At 33.6% G+C, this 19723-nt stretch carries 21 protein-coding genes; 6 read left to right on the top strand and 15 right to left on the bottom strand.

The window, feature by feature from the left end; genetic code table 11:
- Position 1 precedes the first annotated feature (1 nt).
- From ACNQF9_RS01680 to ACNQF9_RS01670, 3 genes are all read right to left on the bottom strand, one after another.
- Positions 2–265: a helix-turn-helix domain-containing protein gene (locus tag ACNQF9_RS01680; RefSeq protein ID WP_417989505.1), complete on the bottom strand. Its 264-nt coding sequence runs from the start codon at positions 263–265 to the stop codon at positions 2–4.
- Positions 266–376: 111 nt separating this feature from the next.
- A complete protein-coding gene (locus ACNQF9_RS01675; RefSeq protein ID WP_417989504.1) occupies positions 377–1654 on the bottom strand; it encodes a hypothetical protein in 1278 nt (425 codons plus the stop codon).
- Between the two features lie 21 nt (positions 1655–1675).
- Positions 1676–2977 carry a phage integrase SAM-like domain-containing protein gene (locus ACNQF9_RS01670; protein WP_417989503.1) on the bottom strand — a complete coding sequence of 434 codons (1302 nt, stop codon included), beginning with the start codon at positions 2975–2977 and terminating at the stop codon, positions 1676–1678.
- Between the two features lie 229 nt (positions 2978–3206).
- On the opposite strand from ACNQF9_RS01670, the gene ACNQF9_RS01665 reads away from it, so the two are divergent.
- A complete protein-coding gene (locus ACNQF9_RS01665; protein ID WP_417989502.1) occupies positions 3207–3935 on the top strand; it encodes a superoxide dismutase in 729 nt (242 codons plus the stop codon).
- Between the two features lie 92 nt (positions 3936–4027).
- On the opposite strand, the gene rpe is transcribed toward ACNQF9_RS01665, so the two are convergent.
- From rpe to ACNQF9_RS01635, 6 genes are all read right to left on the bottom strand, one after another.
- Entirely contained in the window at positions 4028–4690 is a 663-nt protein-coding gene (gene rpe, locus ACNQF9_RS01660) for a ribulose-phosphate 3-epimerase (protein ID WP_417958528.1), read from the bottom strand.
- Between the two features lie 361 nt (positions 4691–5051).
- The gene (locus tag ACNQF9_RS01655) at positions 5052–5915 is read right to left on the bottom strand and encodes a sigma-70 family RNA polymerase sigma factor (protein ID WP_007137700.1); all 864 of its coding nucleotides are present in this window, start codon (positions 5913–5915) and stop codon (positions 5052–5054) included.
- 163 nt (positions 5916–6078) lie between these two features.
- Entirely contained in the window at positions 6079–8241 is a 2163-nt protein-coding gene (locus ACNQF9_RS01650) for a polyribonucleotide nucleotidyltransferase (RefSeq protein ID WP_417989501.1), read from the bottom strand.
- Positions 8242–8482: 241 nt separating this feature from the next.
- Entirely contained in the window at positions 8483–8749 is a 267-nt protein-coding gene (gene rpsO, locus ACNQF9_RS01645; RefSeq protein WP_066079886.1) for a 30S ribosomal protein S15, read from the bottom strand.
- 600 nt (positions 8750–9349) lie between these two features.
- Positions 9350–9574, bottom strand: coding sequence for a toxin-antitoxin system YwqK family antitoxin (locus ACNQF9_RS01640; protein WP_417958526.1), 225 nt, complete (start codon positions 9572–9574; stop codon positions 9350–9352).
- A gap of 243 nt (positions 9575–9817) precedes the next feature.
- The gene (locus ACNQF9_RS01635; RefSeq protein ID WP_417958525.1) at positions 9818–10273 is read right to left on the bottom strand and encodes a GAF domain-containing protein; all 456 of its coding nucleotides are present in this window, start codon (positions 10271–10273) and stop codon (positions 9818–9820) included.
- Between the two features lie 76 nt (positions 10274–10349).
- Here ACNQF9_RS01635 and xrtF point away from each other — a divergent pair, with 76 nt between their 5' ends.
- The 5 genes from xrtF (at position 10350) to ACNQF9_RS01610 (ending at position 14439) form a co-directional block, all read left to right on the top strand.
- A complete protein-coding gene (xrtF, locus tag ACNQF9_RS01630; RefSeq protein ID WP_417958524.1) occupies positions 10350–10886 on the top strand; it encodes an exosortase family protein XrtF in 537 nt (178 codons plus the stop codon).
- A complete protein-coding gene (locus ACNQF9_RS01625) occupies positions 10876–11319 on the top strand; it encodes an exosortase F system-associated membrane protein (protein ID WP_417958523.1) in 444 nt (147 codons plus the stop codon). The genes xrtF and ACNQF9_RS01625 overlap by 11 nt, the downstream gene beginning before the upstream one ends.
- Positions 11320–11378: 59 nt before the next feature.
- Positions 11379–12209, top strand: a complete 831-nt coding sequence (locus tag ACNQF9_RS01620) for a restriction endonuclease (protein ID WP_417958522.1) — start codon at positions 11379–11381, stop codon at positions 12207–12209.
- A 35-nt stretch (positions 12210–12244) separates the two neighbouring features.
- Complete coding sequence (locus ACNQF9_RS01615) at positions 12245–13600, top strand: MBL fold metallo-hydrolase (protein WP_417958521.1); 1356 nt, start codon at positions 12245–12247, stop codon at positions 13598–13600.
- A gap of 158 nt (positions 13601–13758) precedes the next feature.
- Positions 13759–14439 carry a DedA family protein gene (locus ACNQF9_RS01610; protein WP_417958520.1) on the top strand — a complete coding sequence of 227 codons (681 nt, stop codon included), beginning with the start codon at positions 13759–13761 and terminating at the stop codon, positions 14437–14439.
- 74 nt (positions 14440–14513) lie between these two features.
- Here ACNQF9_RS01610 and groL read toward each other — a convergent pair whose 3' ends face one another.
- The 6 genes from groL to ACNQF9_RS01580 all read right to left on the bottom strand — a co-directional run bounded on the left by groL (position 14514) and on the right by ACNQF9_RS01580 (position 19712).
- Positions 14514–16139 (bottom strand): chaperonin GroEL, encoded by a 1626-nt coding sequence (gene groL, locus ACNQF9_RS01605; protein ID WP_417958519.1) that lies wholly within the window; start codon positions 16137–16139, stop codon positions 14514–14516.
- 40 nt (positions 16140–16179) lie between these two features.
- Positions 16180–16455: a co-chaperone GroES gene (locus tag ACNQF9_RS01600; protein ID WP_007137725.1), complete on the bottom strand. Its 276-nt coding sequence runs from the start codon at positions 16453–16455 to the stop codon at positions 16180–16182.
- A 139-nt stretch (positions 16456–16594) separates the two neighbouring features.
- Positions 16595–16924 (bottom strand): preprotein translocase subunit SecG, encoded by a 330-nt coding sequence (secG, locus tag ACNQF9_RS01595; RefSeq protein ID WP_417958518.1) that lies wholly within the window; start codon positions 16922–16924, stop codon positions 16595–16597.
- A gap of 3 nt (positions 16925–16927) precedes the next feature.
- Positions 16928–17779, bottom strand: a complete 852-nt coding sequence (locus ACNQF9_RS01590) for a tetratricopeptide repeat protein (RefSeq protein ID WP_417989500.1) — start codon at positions 17777–17779, stop codon at positions 16928–16930.
- Positions 17780–17854: 75 nt separating this feature from the next.
- The gene (locus ACNQF9_RS01585; RefSeq protein ID WP_417989499.1) at positions 17855–18358 is read right to left on the bottom strand and encodes an LptE family protein; all 504 of its coding nucleotides are present in this window, start codon (positions 18356–18358) and stop codon (positions 17855–17857) included.
- Between the two features lie 97 nt (positions 18359–18455).
- Positions 18456–19712 carry a sigma-54 interaction domain-containing protein gene (locus ACNQF9_RS01580; RefSeq protein WP_417958515.1) on the bottom strand — a complete coding sequence of 419 codons (1257 nt, stop codon included), beginning with the start codon at positions 19710–19712 and terminating at the stop codon, positions 18456–18458.
- Positions 19713–19723: the final 11 nt, after the last annotated feature.

Here is a 19723-nt window from a genome sequence, read left to right as displayed (position 1 = left end):
ATTAATGATTAATAGGTTTAACCGCTTCTAATACTTCGCATTTTTTGTACAAAACACGGTTACCAATGCCGTAGCTTTTGAGTTTACCGCTTTTGGTGTGTTTCCAAAGACTTGTTTTGTTGAAGTTCAATAATTTACAAACCTCATCCCTTGTAATAAATTCGTTTTCGGGTTGAGGTGGTGCAACGGGTTGTTGTTGAAGTTTAACAACCGCCTCGGCTAATTGTTCTAATGTAATGCCGTTTAAGAAAATTTGTGTGTTCATCTTGTACTTCGTTTGAGTGAAGCGCCAAGGTATTCAGGTGTTTATAGGGGTTGCAATGGTGCAAAATGGTATTTTTATGGTATAAAAGTGGTATTTGTGGTATTTTTAATTTTATACCGTCTTATTCTTTAAAAAACTGTTTTCAAGTGTGTTTAAAATCGTTCTTTCGTCTTCCTTATATCGCTCCGATTTTGCGAACTTTTTTATTTCAATTCCTGTTTTTCCTTTTACCAAAATTTTATATTCGGCTTGTTTAATATTGAAAATAAAATACTTTTTATCAGCATCATTTTTTAAGTAGTGAAGTATATTAACATATTTTACAACTGTTGTTTCTGACGGTCTGTAATATTCAATTAAAAAATCAAAAAAAAGATTTGCATTGTCGTTTGTAGGTTGTCCTAAATATATTTCTTTTGTCGAAGTATTTTTTAAATCTATCGCTTCGGTGTCGTTTAATTTGGGTTTGGGGTTTGATTTAATGTAAAAAATTCTTTTGTAAAAGAGTATAAAAAAATCACTTATACTTTTACCTTCAATTTTTAAATCAGTTTCTAATTTATTAATAATGTTTAAATATTCAAACAATAGCCTTTCATAGTCACTTTTTAATACCGTGTTTAAGGTAATTTCTAAATCATTTAATACTCTTTTTTTAAATTTTGAGGTAATTGTATTTAAATTTTCAAAATCTGTTTTTAAATCGGGAAAGTTACGTTTTAATTCGTTTTGCATCTGTTCCAAATGCGAAATAAGTTCATTAATTCGTGTTAAATATTTTGGCAAATAATCTTTATAGTAAGTGTTTAATACTTCATTTTTTAAAATATTTTGATTGAAAAGCGCTTTGATTTCGTCATTTAAATTATTGTTAAAAATTTCAAAACCGTCTAATTCTTTAAATATATTTAAATATTTTGAGTTTTTTATTTTGTCTATATTATTTTGCTCTTTTGTGAAATCTTGAAAAGCTTTCAAAACACTTTTAAAATAAAGTTCTATTTGTGTAATATTTTTATTTGAAATAAGAAGTCTTTTTTCGGGTATGTCGGATTCAACTTTAAAAATATGAAAAAAATCATCGCCGTATTTATCCCAATTTTTAGCTTTTCCACGTTCTAAAACATCAATATATTGGTTTAGATAATAAATCAACACAGTCGTATTTTCCCGATTAAAAATTTCTAAATCAAAGATTGTATTCTCTTTAATAAATTCTTTTTTAATGGTGCTTAATTTTTCTTTTATAATATCTGTATCATAATTATTGACTTTGATTATAGGTCGATAATTATGTAAAATATCAACTTGGTCATCTTCTGAAAGATTGTATTTTTCTGAAAGGTCATAAACGTTCATGATCTTTGTAAATATATAATCGTACATCATTATTTTGTGTCTGTGTTTAGTTTATTTCGTGCCTGTGCTATGTACCACCTCCATTTGTGCGGTTGTTTTTTCTTTAGGTACTAACTTACTAAAATAATCTAACATTTGATAAGCATTATCGTACGTAGTTTTACCAATATAAGATAAAAACATTCGTTCCGTACCGTGAGCCGTTATGTTCATTAAAACGGGTGTTGGAATACGCCCGTAAAAATTAGTAGCAAACGAACGTCTGCAAATGTGACTGCTTATAACTTCGTGTTTAGGATAAACTCCCTTAACTGTGGGTTTATTGAATTTTATTTTTTTACGTCCCTTGGTTGGTGCTATAAGTCCCGCTTCTAAACATACGTCTTTAATATGTTCGTTAAAATGCACCAATGATATTTTATAAGGTAAACCGCTTTCGATTATTTCAACCGCTTCAGGTAGTAAAGGAACTGCAACCAGTTTGCCTGTTTTCTGTTGCTTCAGTTCAATTATTTTCATACCGTTTAACTCTTTTATGTTTTTGTCGGTAATGCTCAGTAAATCGCTCCCACGCTGGCCAATCAAACAACCTAACAACAACCATTTTCGGGCGTTTATAAGTGCCTCTCTTAGAAGTGGTGCTTTTTTTATTGCTTCCTGTTCGTCTTCACTTAAAAAAACAATGTCTTCGGGTTCACGGCTTTCTGAAATACCTTTAATATTTTTAATCTGTGTTGAGGTTTCAATATCATTTTTTAAGGCATCGAGGCAAATAGTTCTAATGTTCGCAATATTTTTGCCTACATAATTTGTGGAATATCCTTTGCCAAACATCCAGTTTTTATATTGCTCAACAAACTTTAAATTTATGTTTCTTATCAATATACTCTTGCCTTTCAAAACCTCAACTTCAAATTTTAAAACTGTGCTTTTGAATAGCTTTAAATTTTGAATACGTCCTTTACTTAATCCAAGTTCTTTTTTTGCATTTTGTTTATAAGGTGCTTCGTCAATATACTTTTGTATGTAGGTAGTCATAACGTCCAATTCTAAAACGGGCGTTTTTTTATTATACAAATCAATTTGAAGTTGTAACCAATCGGCTGTAAATTCTATTCCTGTGCTTATCGTGTCATTGTGAGCATCATTTATGAATGTGGCTAATTTGTCCAGCTTAGATTTTAAGGTTTTTAATTCTTGACTTTTTTGTATTGGTGCTTTTCCGTTCCAGTCTTTAGCATCTATTATAAAACCCGTTTTTCTTTTGAAAACTTGTGTTCTACTGATTGAAAATTGAATGTAGATATTTGCGTTATCGCTTTTGCTTTGAAGTAAACATTTTACACTTGCCATAATTTTTGCCTTTTTTTGAACAATTCAAATATAATCAAAAAAAAGAACTTAGTTAACCGTTAGTTAACCAAACGTGTATTATTGCGAATTATAACGGAAATGAACAAACCTGTAAATCAAATAAACCCTTTATAATCAGTACGTTTTAGGGATTTTATAAACAATCAAAATACATAGGTAATGTCCCTGCCGTGGTCACAATTAAATCATCATTCTGAAATATTTTGTAATGGATAGAAAAGAGTTTTTAAAATCTAGCACTTTGTTAGGCGCGGCTTCGCTAATACTTCCTACAACTAATGCATTTGCAAAAAATTTAGCAAACAATTCTATTGATAGGTTGGTCGATGCAAACGGGAATTATATTCAACAAACCTTACCATATAGTGAAACTTTCTTAGAGCCTTATATGGATGCGGAAACCTTGCATTTTCATTACACTTTTCATCATGGTGGTGCGGTAAAAGGGGCTAACAAGGATTTGCAAATGATAAAAAAAGCTTTGGATGATAACAATTTGGAGACGATTGATTTTTGGACAAAAAAACTATCGTATCATTTTTCATCACACATTCTGCATTCTATATTTTGGACAAATCTTACCAATAAAAATACCTTGCCAAAAGGTAATTTATTGAAGCGTATTGAAAAAAGTTTTGGAAGTTATGATAGATTAAAAGTTTTAATTGCTGCCACATCAAAAAATGTAGATGGTAATGGTTGGGGTATTCTTGCTTACCAGCCTTACAGTGATAGCCTAGTAATTTTGCAATGTGAAAATCATGAAAAACTGACGCAATGGGGGGCAATTCCACTATTGGTGATTGATGTTTGGGAACATGCTTATTATTTAAAATATAAAAATAAACGAACTGACTTTGTAGATGCTTTATTTAATATTATCAATTGGGATAATGTAGCACTACGATTAAATGATGCTGAAAATTTGACGAATTAAGTATCTAGTAATCAGTATTTTAAATGTATCTTGCATAAAAAAAACCAAAGGCAATTCCTCTTTGGTTTTTTTTATGCAAGATATGGTGAAGACTAAAATGAAGTTAATCTCTTCAAATCAGAAATAGTTGCTGTTGGATTTTCGGATTTAAACACAAAACTTCCTGCCACAAGGACATCAGCGCCTACCTCTACTAGTTGTTTAGCATTTTTATTGGTAATACCACCGTCTACTTCAATAAGAGTACTGGCCCCTTTTTTGGTGATTAAAGCTTTTAGTTTTTCAATTTTAGCATACGTATTTTCTATGAAGGATTGTCCTCCAAAACCAGGATTTACACTCATGATACACACTAAATCGATGTCATTAATGACGTCTTCCAGCAAATCAATATTTGTGTGGGGATTTATAGCAACTCCAGCTTTCATTCCTTCGGCCTTAATGGCTTGAAGTGTTCGGTGCAGATGTGCACACGCTTCATAGTGTACGCTTATAATATTAGCGCCTAATTCAGCAAAGGTTTTGATGTAACGGTCAGGATCTACAATCATTAAGTGAACGTCAATTATTTTTTTTGCATGTCGATTTATGGCTTCTAATACAGGCATCCCATAAGAAATGTTGGGAACAAAAACCCCATCCATAATATCAATATGAAACCAGTCGGCTTCACTGTTGTTGATCATTTCTATATCGCGTTGTAGATTAGCAAAATCAGCAGCAAGTACTGATGGAGCAATAAGAGTATTCTTCATTTTGTAGTTGAATTGTTTGTACAAAAGTAGTTTTTTTGGAACAACATGCGAAAGTTTTTTATAGATTCAATTGGCCAGTTATTCTGCGATTTGCGTAAAGTATAGAGGTGGTATCCTCGAAGTACAGCGGAGCGATAAAGCCGAAAGCCTGACCCGAAGTTTTACGGAGCGTTGCGTCCAAATGATTTTAAATAAGAATTGGTTTAAGGAATCTGAAATGAATTCAGATTAAAAAAATAAAACTCCGGTAATCAGCCGGAGTTTCAATCATCAATCAAAAAACGAACAGTCAATCAAACTGTTGTTCATTTTGAATTAAAAAAGTTAAGATTTAAAATTTTTAATTGGGTAATATTATGAATTAACCTAAGTAGGTTTTAAGTATTTTACTTCTGGAAGTGTGTTTCAACCTACGGATAGCTTTTTCCTTGATTTGACGCACACGCTCACGAGTTAGGTCGAAAGTTTCTCCGATTTCCTCTAAAGTCATTGGGTGTTGATCACCAAGACCAAAGTACAAACGAACTACATCAGCTTCTCTAGGAGTCAATGTTTCTAAAGAGCGTTCGATCTCGGTACGCAATGATTCGTGGATTAATTCTCTGTCTGGATTTGGAGACTCACCAGAACGCAAAACATCGTAAAGGTTAGAATCTTCTCCTTCTACAAGAGGTGCATCCATTGATAAGTGACGACCAGAGTTTTTCATACTCTCTTTTACGTCGTTTACGGTCATGTCAAGCTCTTTTGCAATCTCCTCAGCAGATGGTGGGCGCTCGTTAGATTGCTCTAATAAAGCGTACATTTTATTGATTTTGTTGATAGAGCCAATTTTATTCAAAGGCAAACGAACGATACGGGATTGTTCCGCCAACGCTTGTAAAATAGATTGACGAATCCACCAAACGGCATACGAGATGAATTTGAAACCACGTGTTTCATCAAAACGCTGTGCTGCTTTTATCAATCCCAAATTTCCTTCGTTAATCAAATCGGGAAGTGTTAATCCTTGATTTTGATATTGTTTTGCTACCGAAACCACGAAACGTAAATTGGCTTTTGTCAATTTCTCTAATGCTTTCTGGTCACCGGCTTTAATCTTTTGTGCTAATTCTACCTCTTCGTCAGCGGTAATAAGGTCAACTTTTCCAATTTCTTGTAAATACTTGTCTAATGAAGCAGTTTCACGATTGGTAACCTGCTTGGTGATTTTTAGTTGTCTCATGTTTTTTTGTCTCCTAAATTTTAAGTGTACAAATAGTTATACGTATGAAGTTTGCAAAAAGTTACAATAGTCTTTAAAATAATTTCATTTAAAATAAAAATCCCGTTTCAAATACATGAAACGGGATTTTCTATAAATAAACCTTTAGTAAACTAAGATCTGATTACTCTTTTCTCTCCTCACGTAGAGGTCTTGCTTCCTCACGTGGAGGTCTTGGTAAAAGTGCTTTTCTTGACACTTTTTCTTTTCTTGTTTTTGGATCAATACCTAGGTATTTCACTTGAAAAACATCTCCCATTTTCACAACGTCAGAAACATTTTCAGTACGTTCCCAAGCTAACTCAGATACGTGAAGTAATACTTCATTTCCTGGTGCAGCTTGGTATTCTACCACCGCTCCAAAATCAAGCATTTTAATTACCTTTACTTCATAGGCATCACCTACAACTGGTTTGAATGTCAATGAGTCAATTTTGCGTAACACTGCTTCAATTCCGTCCGGATCAGTTCCAAGAATTTCAACTTCACCTTGCTCGTTCACTTCGTTTATAACGATAGTTGTACCAGTAGATTTTTGTAACTCTTGAATTACTTTTCCACCAGGTCCAATCAAAGCACCAATGAAATTACCAGGAATAGTCACTTTGATAATTTTTGGAGCATATTTCTTAACCTCCGGTTTTGGGGTAGCTAAAACTTCTGTTATTTTTCCAAGGATATGCAAACGACCATCACGAGCTTGAGCTAATGCTTCCTCCATAATGTGGTACGCCAATCCTTCGATTTTGATATCCATTTGACAAGCAGTAATTCCGTCAGCAGTTCCAGTTACTTTAAAGTCCATGTCTCCCAAGTGATCTTCATCACCTAAAATATCAGACAATACAGCAAAACGACCTGTTTTTTCATCAGAAATCAATCCCATAGCAATCCCAGACACGGGTTTGATCATTTGAATACCTGCATCCATAAGCGCTAATGTTCCAGCGCAAACGGTAGCCATAGACGAAGAACCGTTAGATTCTAATACTTCAGATACAATACGAATGGTGTAAGGGCAATCAGCAGGAATCATGTTTTTCAAGGCTCTTTGAGCCAAGTTTCCGTGACCTACTTCTCTTCTTGAAGTTCCTCTCAAAGGTTTTGCTTCACCTGTAGAGAAAGGGGGAAAATTATAATGCAAGTAGAATTTTTCTTCTCCTTGTTGAGATGGGGAATCAATTTGGTTTGCTTCTCTAGAAGTTCCTAAAGTAGCAGTTGCCAATGCTTGAGTTTCTCCTCTTGTAAAAAGGGCAGATCCGTGAACAGAAGGTAAATAATTAACTTCAGCCCAAATAGGTCTAATTTCTGTAGTTTTTCTTCCGTCAAGTCGGGTTCCTAAATCTAACGTTACATTACGAACCGCTTCTTTATTAGATTTGTAGAAATATTTAGAAATCAAATCGCCGTTTTCAGCTAATTCTTCTTCAGTAAATAAAGACTTAACTTCTTCTTTTACCGCTGCAAATTGAGCGGTTCTTTCGTGTTTAGCAGTACCTTGTTTGGCAATAGCGTAACACATATCGTATGAAGCTGCATTTACTTTTGCATAAATAGCCTCATCTTCTTTTTCTTGCTCGTAGGTTCTTACTTCTTTTTTACCAAAAGCAGCAACCAATCGTTCTTGAGCAGCAATTTGAATTTTGATGGCTTCATGTGCAAATTTAATCGCTTCTACCATTTCTGCTTCTGAAATTTCTTTCATTTCGCCTTCTACCATTGCGATAGAATCTTTTGATGCGCCAATCATCATGTCGATATCAGACAATTCTAATTGTGTACGGCTTGGGTTGATGATGAATTTACCGTCAACTCTGGCTACACGCACTTCAGATATTAATGTAGAAAAAGGAATGTCAGATAAAGATAAAGCTGCCGAAGCTGCTAAACCTGCTAACGCATCTGGCATTACGTTTTCATCATGAGACATCAATTGAATCATCACTTGCGTTTCGGCATGATAATCTTTTGGGAAAAGCGGACGTAAAACACGGTCTACTAATCTCATGGTTAATATTTCATTATCACTTGGTCTTGCTTCTCTTTTGAAGAAACCACCTGGAAAACGTCCGGCAGCAGCAAATTTTTCGCGATAATCTAGTGTCAAAGGCAAGAAATCAATTCCTGGACTTGCTTTTCTGGCAGATACCACTGTTGCAAGCAACATGGCATCTCCCATTTGTACTACTACAGAACCATCAGCTTGTTTGGCTAATTTACCTGTCTCGATTGAGATGCTTCTGCCATCTCCTAAATCGATAATTTCTTTTGAAACTTTTGGAATCATAATTTTAAATTCTCTTTAGATTAAACAATGGGTTCTAGTTGTGTTGTAGTTGTTGTCTTGCGTAGTTAATGCCTAAAACCCAATGAAAAACGAAACTTTTTTTATTGCCTATACTAGTTGGTAAAGACTTTATGGTATAGTCTTAGTTTTAATCCCTTTTGTGTCAGGATCAAAAAAAGAACATATATATTCTAAATTGTAAAATAAAAAAAGAGGCACTTTCGCACCTCTTTTATATTGATTATTTTCTGATATTCAATACTTTGATAATTTCACGGTATCTGTTGATTTCTGTTTTCTTTAAATAATCCAACAAAGATCTTCTTTTACCTACAAGCAATACTAATGAACGCTCTGTGTTATAATCGTGACGATTTTTTTTCAAGTGCTCAGTCAAGTGGCTGATTCTGAAAGTAAACAAAGCAATTTGAGCTTCTGATTTTCCAGTGTTTGTTTTTTCTCCGTGTTTAGCGAAGATTTCTTCTTTAATCTCTTTAGTTAAATACATTCCAATATTTGTTTAATGATTTTTATGTATGTCATACAGCTATTGTAGGACGGATGCAAAGGTAATCTTTATTTTTAAACAGACAAGTTTTAGTTACTATTAGTATTTAGATATTTTTTTGGAATATTAATTCATGGTTTTGTGTAAACTATTTTATCGATGTTGATACTGAAAATAGTGCGGGTCTATACATGCCTCTTGTTTTACTGTCACTTCATTGTGTATAAGTTTTGACTACTCAAGTAGCCTCCTCCTCAATGCCAAAACCTAATTTACTAATACTTTTAATATCAACTGCTCTACCGTCTTTTCAATAATAATATTTAAACAAATGGTATCTTATGCGTTATGTAAAGTAGCTTCTTTTGGTTTAATAAAATTATTTTGTAAAAACTATAAAAACGTTTAGGCCCTTCTTGGATTTAGGTAAAGTATTTATTGAAGTATAATTACCTGTTTAAGAATAGGGTGGGGAATTAATATTCCCTTCCCATATTCCGTTTTTTACACCATTAATGATTTTTCCTTTTCAGAATATCCAGTTTCTTTAATCTCATAATTTTCAGTCCCATCAATTACGGTATGAATATTTTTAGCATCCTAGAATTGGTTAATTTTAGATTGTGATTTAGATGAATCTAGATTTTTAAGATATTTAATTTCAAATTTGAGATGTCCGTTTTCATACCAAAAGTATTCTTTACCTGTAATTCTTGAGTTGGTATAATTGCTAACGGACTCTTTATTTCCATTTTTAAAATAAGTAACAAATTCTCCCTCTTTTTGAATAGTATCTTTATTCTTTGACGTGCCTGCGGCCTTCAAAATACCTGATTTGTAATACTCATAAAAAGCCTACGTATCTTTGGTAGCGAAGTAATCTTTAATCCCTGTAATCTTTATGATTACTACCGTAGCCTCATTTTATAATGAATCGAAATAAATTATAGCGGGTACTGGAGCTTTAGTTTGAAAAAAAAGGGCTATTGGTATTAGTCAAAGGACTAATGAATAAAAAATGGATTTCATAATACAGATAAAAAAAGCTACCAAAAAATGATAATTATTTTAGTACAATTTTGCTATTTCGCTATTCACAAATTCCAAAAATAATTCGTCCTCTTTGGTAAATGGATCTATAACGTGACTGTCAATATCAATTTGTCCTATGTTTTCTCCATTAACAAAAAGTGGAACAACAATTTCCGATTTTACGGTAAAACTGCAAGCAATATAATTGTCTTGTGCGGTAACGTCTGGGACAACAAAATTTTCGTTAGAAACAGCTACTTGTCCGCAGATTCCTTTACCAAAAGGGATTACGGTATGATCTGTTTCTGCTCCTACGTATGGTCCTAGGTGTAATGTTTTAGATTCTTGATCTGCAAAATAGAACCCTACCCAGTTGTAATATGCAATGGAGTTGCTAAGGAGCTCGCAAATGGCTAAAAGTTTTTCGTCTCTTGTTAGTGTTGTATTTAAAGTGATTTCGGTTACTTTTGGTTGTAGTTCTTGAAATGTCATGTTTTTTATATTTTATTTATACAAAAGTATTTAAAGCCAGTTTTAAAAATTACATAAATTTGTTAAAAAATAGATTTTGAAAAAATATTTTATTCTTTACAAGCCATTTCTTGTATTTCTAGCTACTTTTTTCTTGGCTTATCTCGTTCTTACGTTTTTGTATCAGCGCTATCTTATGAGTTTTGAAGAAAATAAAATAGATTCTTTTACAAGAATGGTGAGTGAAAATACGGTACAGGTATTACAATTGTTTAATGATGGATCTAGACTAGAAGAAACTAGAGGGGATTCTTATATTAAATTGTTTTATAATCAACAATATGTAGCCCGAATAGCCGAAGGGTGTAATGCAATCAGTGTGATTATTCTTTTCATCTCATTTGTGGCAGCTTTTTCTGGAAAACTAAAGACCACACTGCTTTATATATTGGGCGGAAGCCTACTTATTTACGTTTTAAACATCTTAAGAATAGCAATGCTGAGTGTATTGATCTTTTATTTTCCAAAACAAGGACCTTTTTTGCATGGAGTAATTTTCCCACTATATATTTATGGTGTAGTTTTTATTTTGTGGTTAATTTGGGTGCGTAAATTTTCAAAATATGCTTCATAAGCTATTAAATAACAAAATGAGGTCAATGCAATTACTTTTTCTAATTGTGTTGTTAGTGCTTGTTCGGGCATTTGAGGATCAGTTGTTTTATGACCCCTTTCTAGATTTCTTCAAAAAGGATTTTGCTACCTTAAGATTGCCAACTTTCAATTCATTCCAATTGTTTTTAGGGCTGTTATTCCGTTTTACATTGAATACCATTATTTCATTGGGTATTATTTATGTGCTTTTCAAAGAGGTGGCATTAATAAAATTTGCTTTTGTTCTGTATTATTTTTTCTTTATAATTCTTATTATTGCTTTCGCATATATAATTTATTTTGCAAATGAGCACAATAATTGGACACTTTTTTATGTTCGAAGGTTTTTAATTCAACCTATTTTTGTATTGCTATTTGTTCCAGGATTTTATTATCAAAAACAAAATAAGTAGCCTTTTTTCTGTATCTTTAGTAGTGATTTTAAGTTCCTTGTTTTTAAACTAATAAGGCTATGAAAATTATCAAAAATTCTGGAGATATTGTCGAGTTTAGTCCTGATAAACTTAAAAAATCACTTCTAAAATCTGGGGCAAGTGTTGCTGCCGTTACCAATATACTTGATGTTATAAAAAAACAAATCTATGAAGGTATTGCTACAAAGCAAATTTATAAAATGGCCTTTTCATTATTGAAAAAGACAGCTAATTCTCATGCAGCACGTTATAATTTGAGGGAAGCAATACGATTGTTAGGCCCTGCTGGATTCTTTTTTGAAAAATATATAGCCCGTCTTTTTGCCTCGGAACACTATCAAACCAAAACTAATGTAAGCCTTCAAGGTACATGTGTTTTACACGAAATTGATGTTGTAGTAAAGAAGAATCAGGAGGTTGCTATGGTTGAGTGTAAATATCATTTGGGTAGAGCTGCCGCTACTGATGTAAAAGTTCCCATGTATATTTTGTCTCGTTTCAATGATTTAAAGGAAAGGAAATATGTCATCTTTGAAAAAAAAGAGAGTATATCAAAATGTTGGATCGTTACAAATAACCGTTTTACAACAGATGCCGTCAATTTTGCAAAATGTTCCGGATTGAATTTATTGAGTTGGAATTATCCGGAGAATAACAATTTAAAAACAAAAAACGATACGCATTATCTTTATCCGGTAACTTGCCTAACTACATTATCAATTGCTGAGAAAGATAAGCTGTTAGTGTTAGATGTCATCTTGGTAAAAGAAATAGTAAATCATTCGGATTGCTTAGTAAAAATTGGATTGAGTCCAAGCCGTGTAAAACACGTCTTAAAAGAAGCGTCCGAATTATGTCGTTATATTTAAAAGGATACTTTCTTAATATTCTAAATTTAAATCAAATGAAAGTTAAATTTATAGGTGGCGCTGGAACGGTAACTGGATCTAAGACATTGATTGAGAGTAATGGCGTACTGATTTTGATTGATTGTGGTTTATTTCAAGGCATCAAGCCGCTACGGGAACTGAATTGGGATTCGTTGCCTGTTCTTCCGTCTACTATAGATTTTGTGTTGTTGACCCATGGTCATTTAGATCACTGTGGGTGGCTGCCAAGACTTGTCAATCAGGGTTTTTCAGGAAAAATTTATTGTACAAGCCCAACGAAAGATATTACAAAACTGATTCTTTTAGATAGTGCTAAAATTCAGGAGGAAGAGGCTAATAAAGCCAATGAAGGTGCGTATTCTAAGCATGAAATTGCTGAACCACTTTATACCGTTAAGCAAGTAAGAGAAGTTTTTCCTTTTTTTAGAGTTATCAAAATAAATGAACCTATTGCTTTAGCCGCTCAAATAGAAGCGGTATATTTTAATGCAGGACATATTCTTGGCGCTTGTAGTATCGCATTGTCGTTGGAAGGGAAAAAATTAGTTTTTTCGGGTGACTTAGGTAGGGATAATGATGTGCTTATGTATCCCCCAACCAGGCCTAAAAAAGCAGATTATATTTTTCTAGAAAGTACCTATGGGGATCGTCTCCATCCCTATTCTGATACTAAATTTGAACTGGAAACTTATATTAATAATGCCGTAAAAAGCGGGGGGACTATTATTATTCCCAGTTTTGCGGTAGAGCGAGCCCAAACCATCATGTACTTGTTGTGGCAATTAAAAGAAGAAGGAAGAATCCCCTCGATTCCCTATATTATTGATACCCCGATGGGGATTAGGGCATTGGATATTTTTACGGATAATCCAAAATGGCACAAATTGTCACCGGAAGAATGTGCCGGAATGAGTAAAATGTTTTTATTGGTTTCGGATTATCAAGAAACCATTGAAGTGATTTTTGGTAAAAAACCCAAAGTGGTAATTGCCGCTAGTGGCATGGTCACTGGGGGAAGGATATTGAGCTATTTAGAACATTATATTGGTCTTCCAGAAACTACTATAATTATTGTAGGTTATCAAGCAGAAGGAACAAGGGGTAGAAAATTACTCGAAGGAGCTAAGGAAGTTAAAATTCATGGGCACTATTATCCAGTTCAAGCAAAAATAGTTGAGATTCAAGGCTTTTCAGCACATGGGGATCAAAAGGATTTACTCAATTGGTTGTCTGAACTGAAAATTAAACCTACAAAAGTATTTCTAGTACATGGTGAAAATATACCATTGGATGAACTGCGTATAAAAATTGAGAAAGAATATGGTTTTGACTGTAAAGTTCCTTTAATGGGGGAAGAATTTGAATTATAGATCATAAATGTTATTTTGCTTAAAAAAGAAATCAAATCAGACAAGTTTCGTTCGTTGAATAACCGTTAATAAAACTTTAAAATAGAGTAATAAATTGGCTTTGAGAGATATTATATGTACTTTCACACACGAATAATTTTAGCATAAAAAACCTAAGAATGAACGATTTTGATTGGAAGAATTTAATTGACCCGCTTTTTTATATTCATTTTGATGTTAATGGAATTAAGCTAGGGATTTATATAGTTTTGTTTATTGTTTTTGCTGAAACGGGTCTTTTTGCAGGTTTCTTTTTACCAGGGGATAGTTTGTTATTTTTAGCGGGTATTTATAGCCGAGAATTAATAGAAAACATTTTATTTATTAGTAATGATTTTCTAAACGTAGTACTGCTATCAACGCTTGTCGCTTTGTCAGGGATTTTAGGAAATGTTGTTGGATACTGGTTTGGGTCAAAAAGCGGGTATTATTTGTATAATAAAGAAGATAGTTTTTGGTTTAAGAAAAAATACTTGGTGCAGTCTAAAGATTTTTTTGAGAAATACGGGGGTAAAGCTATCATCTTTGCACGATTTCTCCCAATATTAAGAACATTTGCTCCAATAGTGGCTGGAATTGTATCTATGGATAAACAAAAATTCATGTTTTATAATATCCTAAGTTCATTTATCTGGTCGTTCACATTAATTTTTGCTGGACACTATTTGTATGGTTTTTTACTTGAAAATTATCAAATTGATTTAAAAAAGCATATTGAATTAATTGTCTTGATTCTAGTTGGAATTACTGTTTTGCCAGTAATATATAAGTTCAGTAAAAAATCTAAAATCAAAGAATAAATAAACATTAAACTTCATAAAAAAACCGTCCCGATATAAATTGGGACGGTTTTTTTATTTAGACTGAAATAATATTACATCATTCCTGGCATACCACCACCCATTGGGTTTCCGCCATTATCTTCTTTGATATCTATCAAAGCACACTCAGTAGTCAATATCATTCCAGCAACCGAAGCTGCGTTTTCTAATGCTACACGAGTTACTTTTTTAGGATCAATAATCCCTGCTTTAAGCATATCTACGTATTCATCCGTCTTTGCGTTATATCCAAAGTCACCTTTACCTTCAGCCACTTTTGCAACAACTACAGACCCTTCAAGACCTGCGTTTTCTACAATAGTTCTCAAAGGAGATTCCACTGCACGCGATACGATTTGGATACCAGTTGCTTCATCAGCATTGTCCGCTTTTATAGCACTAAGTGCATTTTTAGCTCTTAGAAGCGCAACACCTCCACCAGCAACAATTCCTTCTTCAACAGCTGCACGAGTTGCGTGAAGAGCATCATCAACTCTGTCTTTTTTCTCTTTCATCTCTACTTCAGAAGCAGCGCCTACATATAGTACAGCAACACCGCCAGCTAATTTAGCCAAACGTTCTTGCAATTTTTCTTTATCATAATCAGAAGTTGTAGCTTCCATTTGACCTTTAATTTGGTTGACACGATTTTTGATCATGTCCGCTTCGCCTGCACCACTTACAATTGTTGTATTGTCTTTATCAATGGTCACTTTTTTAGCAGTACCTAACATTTCGATAGTGGTGTTTTCTAAAGTGTACCCTCTTTCTTCTGAGATTACAGTTCCACCAGTTAATATAGCGATATCTTCCAACATTGCTTTTCTTCTATCTCCAAAACCAGGTGCTTTTACAGCTGCAATTTTCAATGCTCCACGTAATTTGTTTACAACTAAAGTTGATAATGCTTCACCATCTACATCTTCAGCGATAATTAATAGTGGTTTTCCGGATTGAGCAACAGGTTCCAAAACGGGTAATAATTCTTTTAAAGAAGAAACTTTTTTGTCATATAAAAGGATGTAAGGATTTTCTAATTCTACTTCCATTTTTTCTGAATTAGTCACAAAATAAGGAGAAAGATAGCCTCTGTCAAATTGCATCCCTTCAACAACATCAACATACGTATCAGTTCCTTTGGCTTCTTCAACAGTGATAACGCCTTCTTTTCCCACTTTTGCGAAAGCAGCTGCGATTAACTCACCAATTACTTCGTCATTATTAGCTGAAATAGAAGCAATTTGTTTGATTTTTTCAGAATCGCTTCCTACCACTTTAGCTTGTTTAGCTAAGTCAGCAACTATAGCTTCAACCGCTTTATCTATACCACGTTTCAAATCCATTGGATTTGCTCCTGCAGCAACGTTTTTCAATCCTTCTTTTACAATAGCTTGTGCTAAAACAGTCGCAGTTGTAGTTCCGTCTCCAGCTAAATCATTCGTTTTAGAAGCAACTTCTTTTACCATTTGCGCACCCATATTTTCCAATGGATCTTTTAATTCAATTTCTTTTGCAACAGTAACACCATCTTTAGTAACAGTCGGTCCACCAAAAGCTTTTCCGATAATTACATTACGACCTTTTGGTCCTAGAGTTACTTTTACTGCATTAGCCAATGCGTCAACACCACGTTTTAATCCGTCACGTGCTTCAATATCAAATTTTATATCTTTTGCCATTTTTATTTTTATTTGTTAATTCGTTTATTTGTTAATTCGATTATATTATTGCTAAAATATCGTCTTCACGCATGATCAAATAGTCTTTACCTTCTAGTTTTAATTCAGTACCAGCGTATTTTCCGTAAAGAACAGAATCACCAATTTTGACAGTCATTGTGTGTTCTTTTGTTCCGTTACCAACGGCTACTACGGTTCCTTTTTGTGGTTTTTCTTTGGCTGTATCTGGAATAAAAATCCCTGACGCAGTTTTGGTTTCAGCAGCAACTGGTTCAATAAGTACTCTGTCTGAAAGTGGTTTGATGTTTAAAGCCATGATTTTATATTTTAGTATTATTTAAGGTATTAAAGGTATAGCATTTCAGAAATTATGCCATGCTGTTTAAACTGACATATTTTCTTATAAAAAATGCCAGCTTTGACAAGCTGGCATTTTTAAAATAGGAATTGTATTTTTATTTTGCTGGATTTGTTGCAGCAGGTGTATTTTGAACAGGAGCTACTGGTGCACTCGTTGCTGTATTGTCAATTATTTTAGAATCAGTGTCACTTAATGTTCCTGTAAAGCTCAAACTTGAAAGCAGTATAAGTGCAATTAATATAGTTGCTAATGTCCAAGTACTTTTATCTAAGAAATCAGTTGTTTTTTGTACACCACCTAGCATTTGTGAGCCACCTATTGTTGAGGATAATCCACCACCTTTAGGATTTTGGACCATGATAACTACGATTAATAGAAAACAAACTATAGTTATTAAAACTAAAAAAATTGAAAATGTGCTCATTGTTTAATTATTATTATGTTGTAAAATCTTAATATCCGATATGCGGTCTGCAAAGAAACTACTTTTTTCTGGATATTTCAAAATTAATATTTCATAAGCTTGTATCGCTTTTTGATATTTTTTTTGTTCCAAGTAAACTCGCGCTAGAGTCTCAGTCATTAAGTATGAATTATCATCTTTGTTTAAGTCGAAACTGACTGTAGAGGGTACACCATGTTTTACGGGAGAAATTTTGGGACTCGTTTCAATAAATTTATCAATTAATTCCAGTTTTTTTCTTTTGTCCGCATCTGTTATAGGTAAGGGTAAAATGATTGACTCCTTATTAGTTCTAACAATTGGCTCGTTACGAGAAAGCTGAAGCCATTCCTGAAAAGAATGTTGCTCCTTTTTAGAGAAATCCAATGGTTCTCCAATGGCTAGTTTTTCTTCAATCGTTTTAGAATAACCCTCAATTTCAATTGTAGACGCTTCTTTTATTGAGGTAAGGATAGATTGTTGTAACGAATCTATTTTAAGTGCTGATTTTTCTTCAGATATAAGAATTTCATTGCCCAATACGGGAATGTCAAGAATTTCTAATGCTTTACGATCGTATAAATTTTTATCAATAGCAGTAAACGTATCTGAAGTGATGAAATCAAATAATACTGATCTGTCTGTTGAATGGGCAGCAGTAGTTTTTAAAGCCAGATTGTATTTGTAACTATTTTGATTGAAAAGGCCTTTTAATTGAATCGCTCTCGCACTTTGAAAATACGGAAATTCTTCCAATACTTTGTCCAAAGACTCTGTTTGCTTTTCGTGAATAGCATCAGGTTTGTTAATCAAATACGAATAGTCGTTTACGTTCATCTTTTTAAGGTTCTGGAGTTCGGTAATCAGTTTGAGGTTGTTCTAGCTAACTTAAAACGATCATTGGAGTGTTTTTTACCATTTCGCAAGAGACTCGTTAAAGATGTCTTGTGTTATTCTTTCAAATATATCTTTCAAAGCGGCGTTTAATGTAGCTCCAGTCAATTGTTGCTCTGCGGGATAATCATAGAAAAAAGTAAAGGTTTTTTCAAAATCATCGGCTTCTTTTTTCTTATTGCTAAAACGAACATTTATACGAATCGTCAATCGATTTTGAGCTGCCCGCTGATCCGCTGTAGCAGTCATTGGGCTAATTCTGTAATCTACGATTTCTCCTTCATACGATAAGTCAGCGTCATTTTTGACTAAGTTTAGATTGGTTTGGTTCTGAATCAGATCTTGGAGTTCCAATGTAAATGTGCGGTCAATGCCAGGTTCAATTAATTCTGCATTATTTTGAAAAAAGCCAACTTGAAATGTTTCGGCATCAATTTTACCAGTTCCTGTAAAATTGTAGACGGAGCAACTATTGGTACTCCATATAATTATTAAAAGAAGGACGTGTTTTAGGTATTTCATTTTCTATTTTAAAATTTCTGCGCCAATTCATTAACGCTCGGTCAAATATATTCATTTTCGTTCAGAACCATTTATGTTTTGAATCTTTGTGAAAATATTACAAATCAAATTGCTTAATTTTTCGGTATAAAGTTCGCTCTGAAATGCCCAATTCATCTGCGGCAGCTTTTCGTTTTCCCTTGTTTTTCTCTAATGATTTTTTAATCATTTCAATTTCTTTTTGTTCTAAACGTAAGGTTTCTTCTTCCTCGATAGTTTCGGTGTACAAATAATTGTCGTCATTCTCTTGATAGAGGTCTTCGTTATTTTTGGCGGCTAATAACCCTGCTGTTGGTTCTTCTTCAAAATCAATTTCACTGTCCGTTTCTTTGGAACCGTATATTTTTTTTATCAGATTCTGATTGGTCTCCTGAACTTTAGAGCTCCCATTTTGGATCAGTTCCAACGTTAATTTTTTTAAATCATTCAAATCGCTTTTCATGTCAAAAAGCACCTTGTATAATATTTCTCTTTCGGTACTAAAATCGCTTTCACTTTTTTTATCTTTAATTACCGAAGGTAAATGACTGCCCTGTACCGGCAAATAAGATTGTAAAGTGATTGCTGATATATCTCGATTTGTTTCCAAAACAGAAATTTGTTCGGCTACATTTCGCAACTGTCTTATGTTTCCACTCCAACGAAATTTTTGTAATAGTTGAACTGCATTCTCCTCCAACTTCAAAGGAGGCATTTTATATTTATGGGCGAAATCTGCGACAAATTTTCTAAATAACAAATGAATGTCATCTTTTCTATCGCGCAAAGGCGGTAAAGTAATATCTACTGTGCTTAAACGATAGTATAAATCTTCGCGAAATTTCCCTTTTTCGATAGCATCAAATAAATTGACATTCGTTGCTGCTACAATTCGTACGTCTGTTTTCTGTACTTGGGAGGACCCTACTTTTATAAACTCACCATTTTCGAGAACACGTAATAAGCGAACTTGAGTCGTCAGCGGCAGTTCACCTACTTCATCCAGAAAAATGGTTCCGCCATCAGCCACCTCAAAATACCCCTCACGAGTTCCTGTAGCTCCTGTAAAAGCGCCTTTTTCATGCCCGAAAAGTTCACTGTCTATTGTTCCTTCTGGAATGGCTCCACAGTTTACGGCTATGTATTTTCCGTGTTTTCTATGCGATAGGGAATGAATAATTCTGGGAATATTCTCTTTACCCACGCCGCTTTCTCCAGCAACCAATACTGTAATATCCGTAGGAGCAACCTGAATAGCTTTTTCAATGGCACGATTTAGTTTTTGGTCATTTCCAATAATCTCAAAGCGTTGTTTTATAGCTTGAACTGATTCCATTTTTATCTTTT

Origin of the sequence: Flavobacterium amylolyticum, assembly GCF_048284335.1 — a bacterium.
Taxonomy (GTDB): Bacteria; Bacteroidota; Bacteroidia; order Flavobacteriales; family Flavobacteriaceae; genus Flavobacterium.
This window is presented reverse-complemented; position numbering and strand designations above follow the sequence as displayed.

What these genes read in the sequence shown, in the direction of transcription:
- ACNQF9_RS01680 (WP_417989505.1), bottom strand. Translation starts at nt 265, where the DNA reads ATGAACACACAAATTTTCTTAAACGGCATTACATTAGAACAATTAGCC.
- ACNQF9_RS01675 (WP_417989504.1), bottom strand. Translation starts at nt 1,654, where the DNA reads ATGATGTACGATTATATATTTACAAAGATCATGAACGTTTATGACCTT.
- ACNQF9_RS01670 (WP_417989503.1), bottom strand. Translation starts at nt 2,977, where the DNA reads ATGGCAAGTGTAAAATGTTTACTTCAAAGCAAAAGCGATAACGCAAAT.
- ACNQF9_RS01665 (WP_417989502.1), top strand. Translation starts at nt 3,207, where the DNA reads ATGGATAGAAAAGAGTTTTTAAAATCTAGCACTTTGTTAGGCGCGGCT.
- rpe (WP_417958528.1), bottom strand. Translation starts at nt 4,690, where the DNA reads ATGAAGAATACTCTTATTGCTCCATCAGTACTTGCTGCTGATTTTGCT.
- ACNQF9_RS01655 (WP_007137700.1), bottom strand. Translation starts at nt 5,915, where the DNA reads ATGAGACAACTAAAAATCACCAAGCAGGTTACCAATCGTGAAACTGCT.
- ACNQF9_RS01650 (WP_417989501.1), bottom strand. Translation starts at nt 8,241, where the DNA reads ATGATTCCAAAAGTTTCAAAAGAAATTATCGATTTAGGAGATGGCAGA.
- rpsO (WP_066079886.1), bottom strand. Translation starts at nt 8,749, where the DNA reads ATGTATTTAACTAAAGAGATTAAAGAAGAAATCTTCGCTAAACACGGA.
- ACNQF9_RS01635 (WP_417958525.1), bottom strand. Translation starts at nt 10,273, where the DNA reads ATGACATTTCAAGAACTACAACCAAAAGTAACCGAAATCACTTTAAAT.
- ACNQF9_RS01625 (WP_417958523.1), top strand. Translation starts at nt 10,876, where the DNA reads ATGCTTCATAAGCTATTAAATAACAAAATGAGGTCAATGCAATTACTT.
- ACNQF9_RS01620 (WP_417958522.1), top strand. Translation starts at nt 11,379, where the DNA reads ATGAAAATTATCAAAAATTCTGGAGATATTGTCGAGTTTAGTCCTGAT.
- ACNQF9_RS01615 (WP_417958521.1), top strand. Translation starts at nt 12,245, where the DNA reads ATGAAAGTTAAATTTATAGGTGGCGCTGGAACGGTAACTGGATCTAAG.
- ACNQF9_RS01610 (WP_417958520.1), top strand. Translation starts at nt 13,759, where the DNA reads ATGAACGATTTTGATTGGAAGAATTTAATTGACCCGCTTTTTTATATT.
- groL (WP_417958519.1), bottom strand. Translation starts at nt 16,139, where the DNA reads ATGGCAAAAGATATAAAATTTGATATTGAAGCACGTGACGGATTAAAA.
- ACNQF9_RS01600 (WP_007137725.1), bottom strand. Translation starts at nt 16,455, where the DNA reads ATGGCTTTAAACATCAAACCACTTTCAGACAGAGTACTTATTGAACCA.
- secG (WP_417958518.1), bottom strand. Translation starts at nt 16,924, where the DNA reads ATGAGCACATTTTCAATTTTTTTAGTTTTAATAACTATAGTTTGTTTT.
- ACNQF9_RS01590 (WP_417989500.1), bottom strand. Translation starts at nt 17,779, where the DNA reads ATGAACGTAAACGACTATTCGTATTTGATTAACAAACCTGATGCTATT.
- ACNQF9_RS01585 (WP_417989499.1), bottom strand. Translation starts at nt 18,358, where the DNA reads ATGAAATACCTAAAACACGTCCTTCTTTTAATAATTATATGGAGTACC.
- ACNQF9_RS01580 (WP_417958515.1), bottom strand. Translation starts at nt 19,712, where the DNA reads ATGGAATCAGTTCAAGCTATAAAACAACGCTTTGAGATTATTGGAAAT.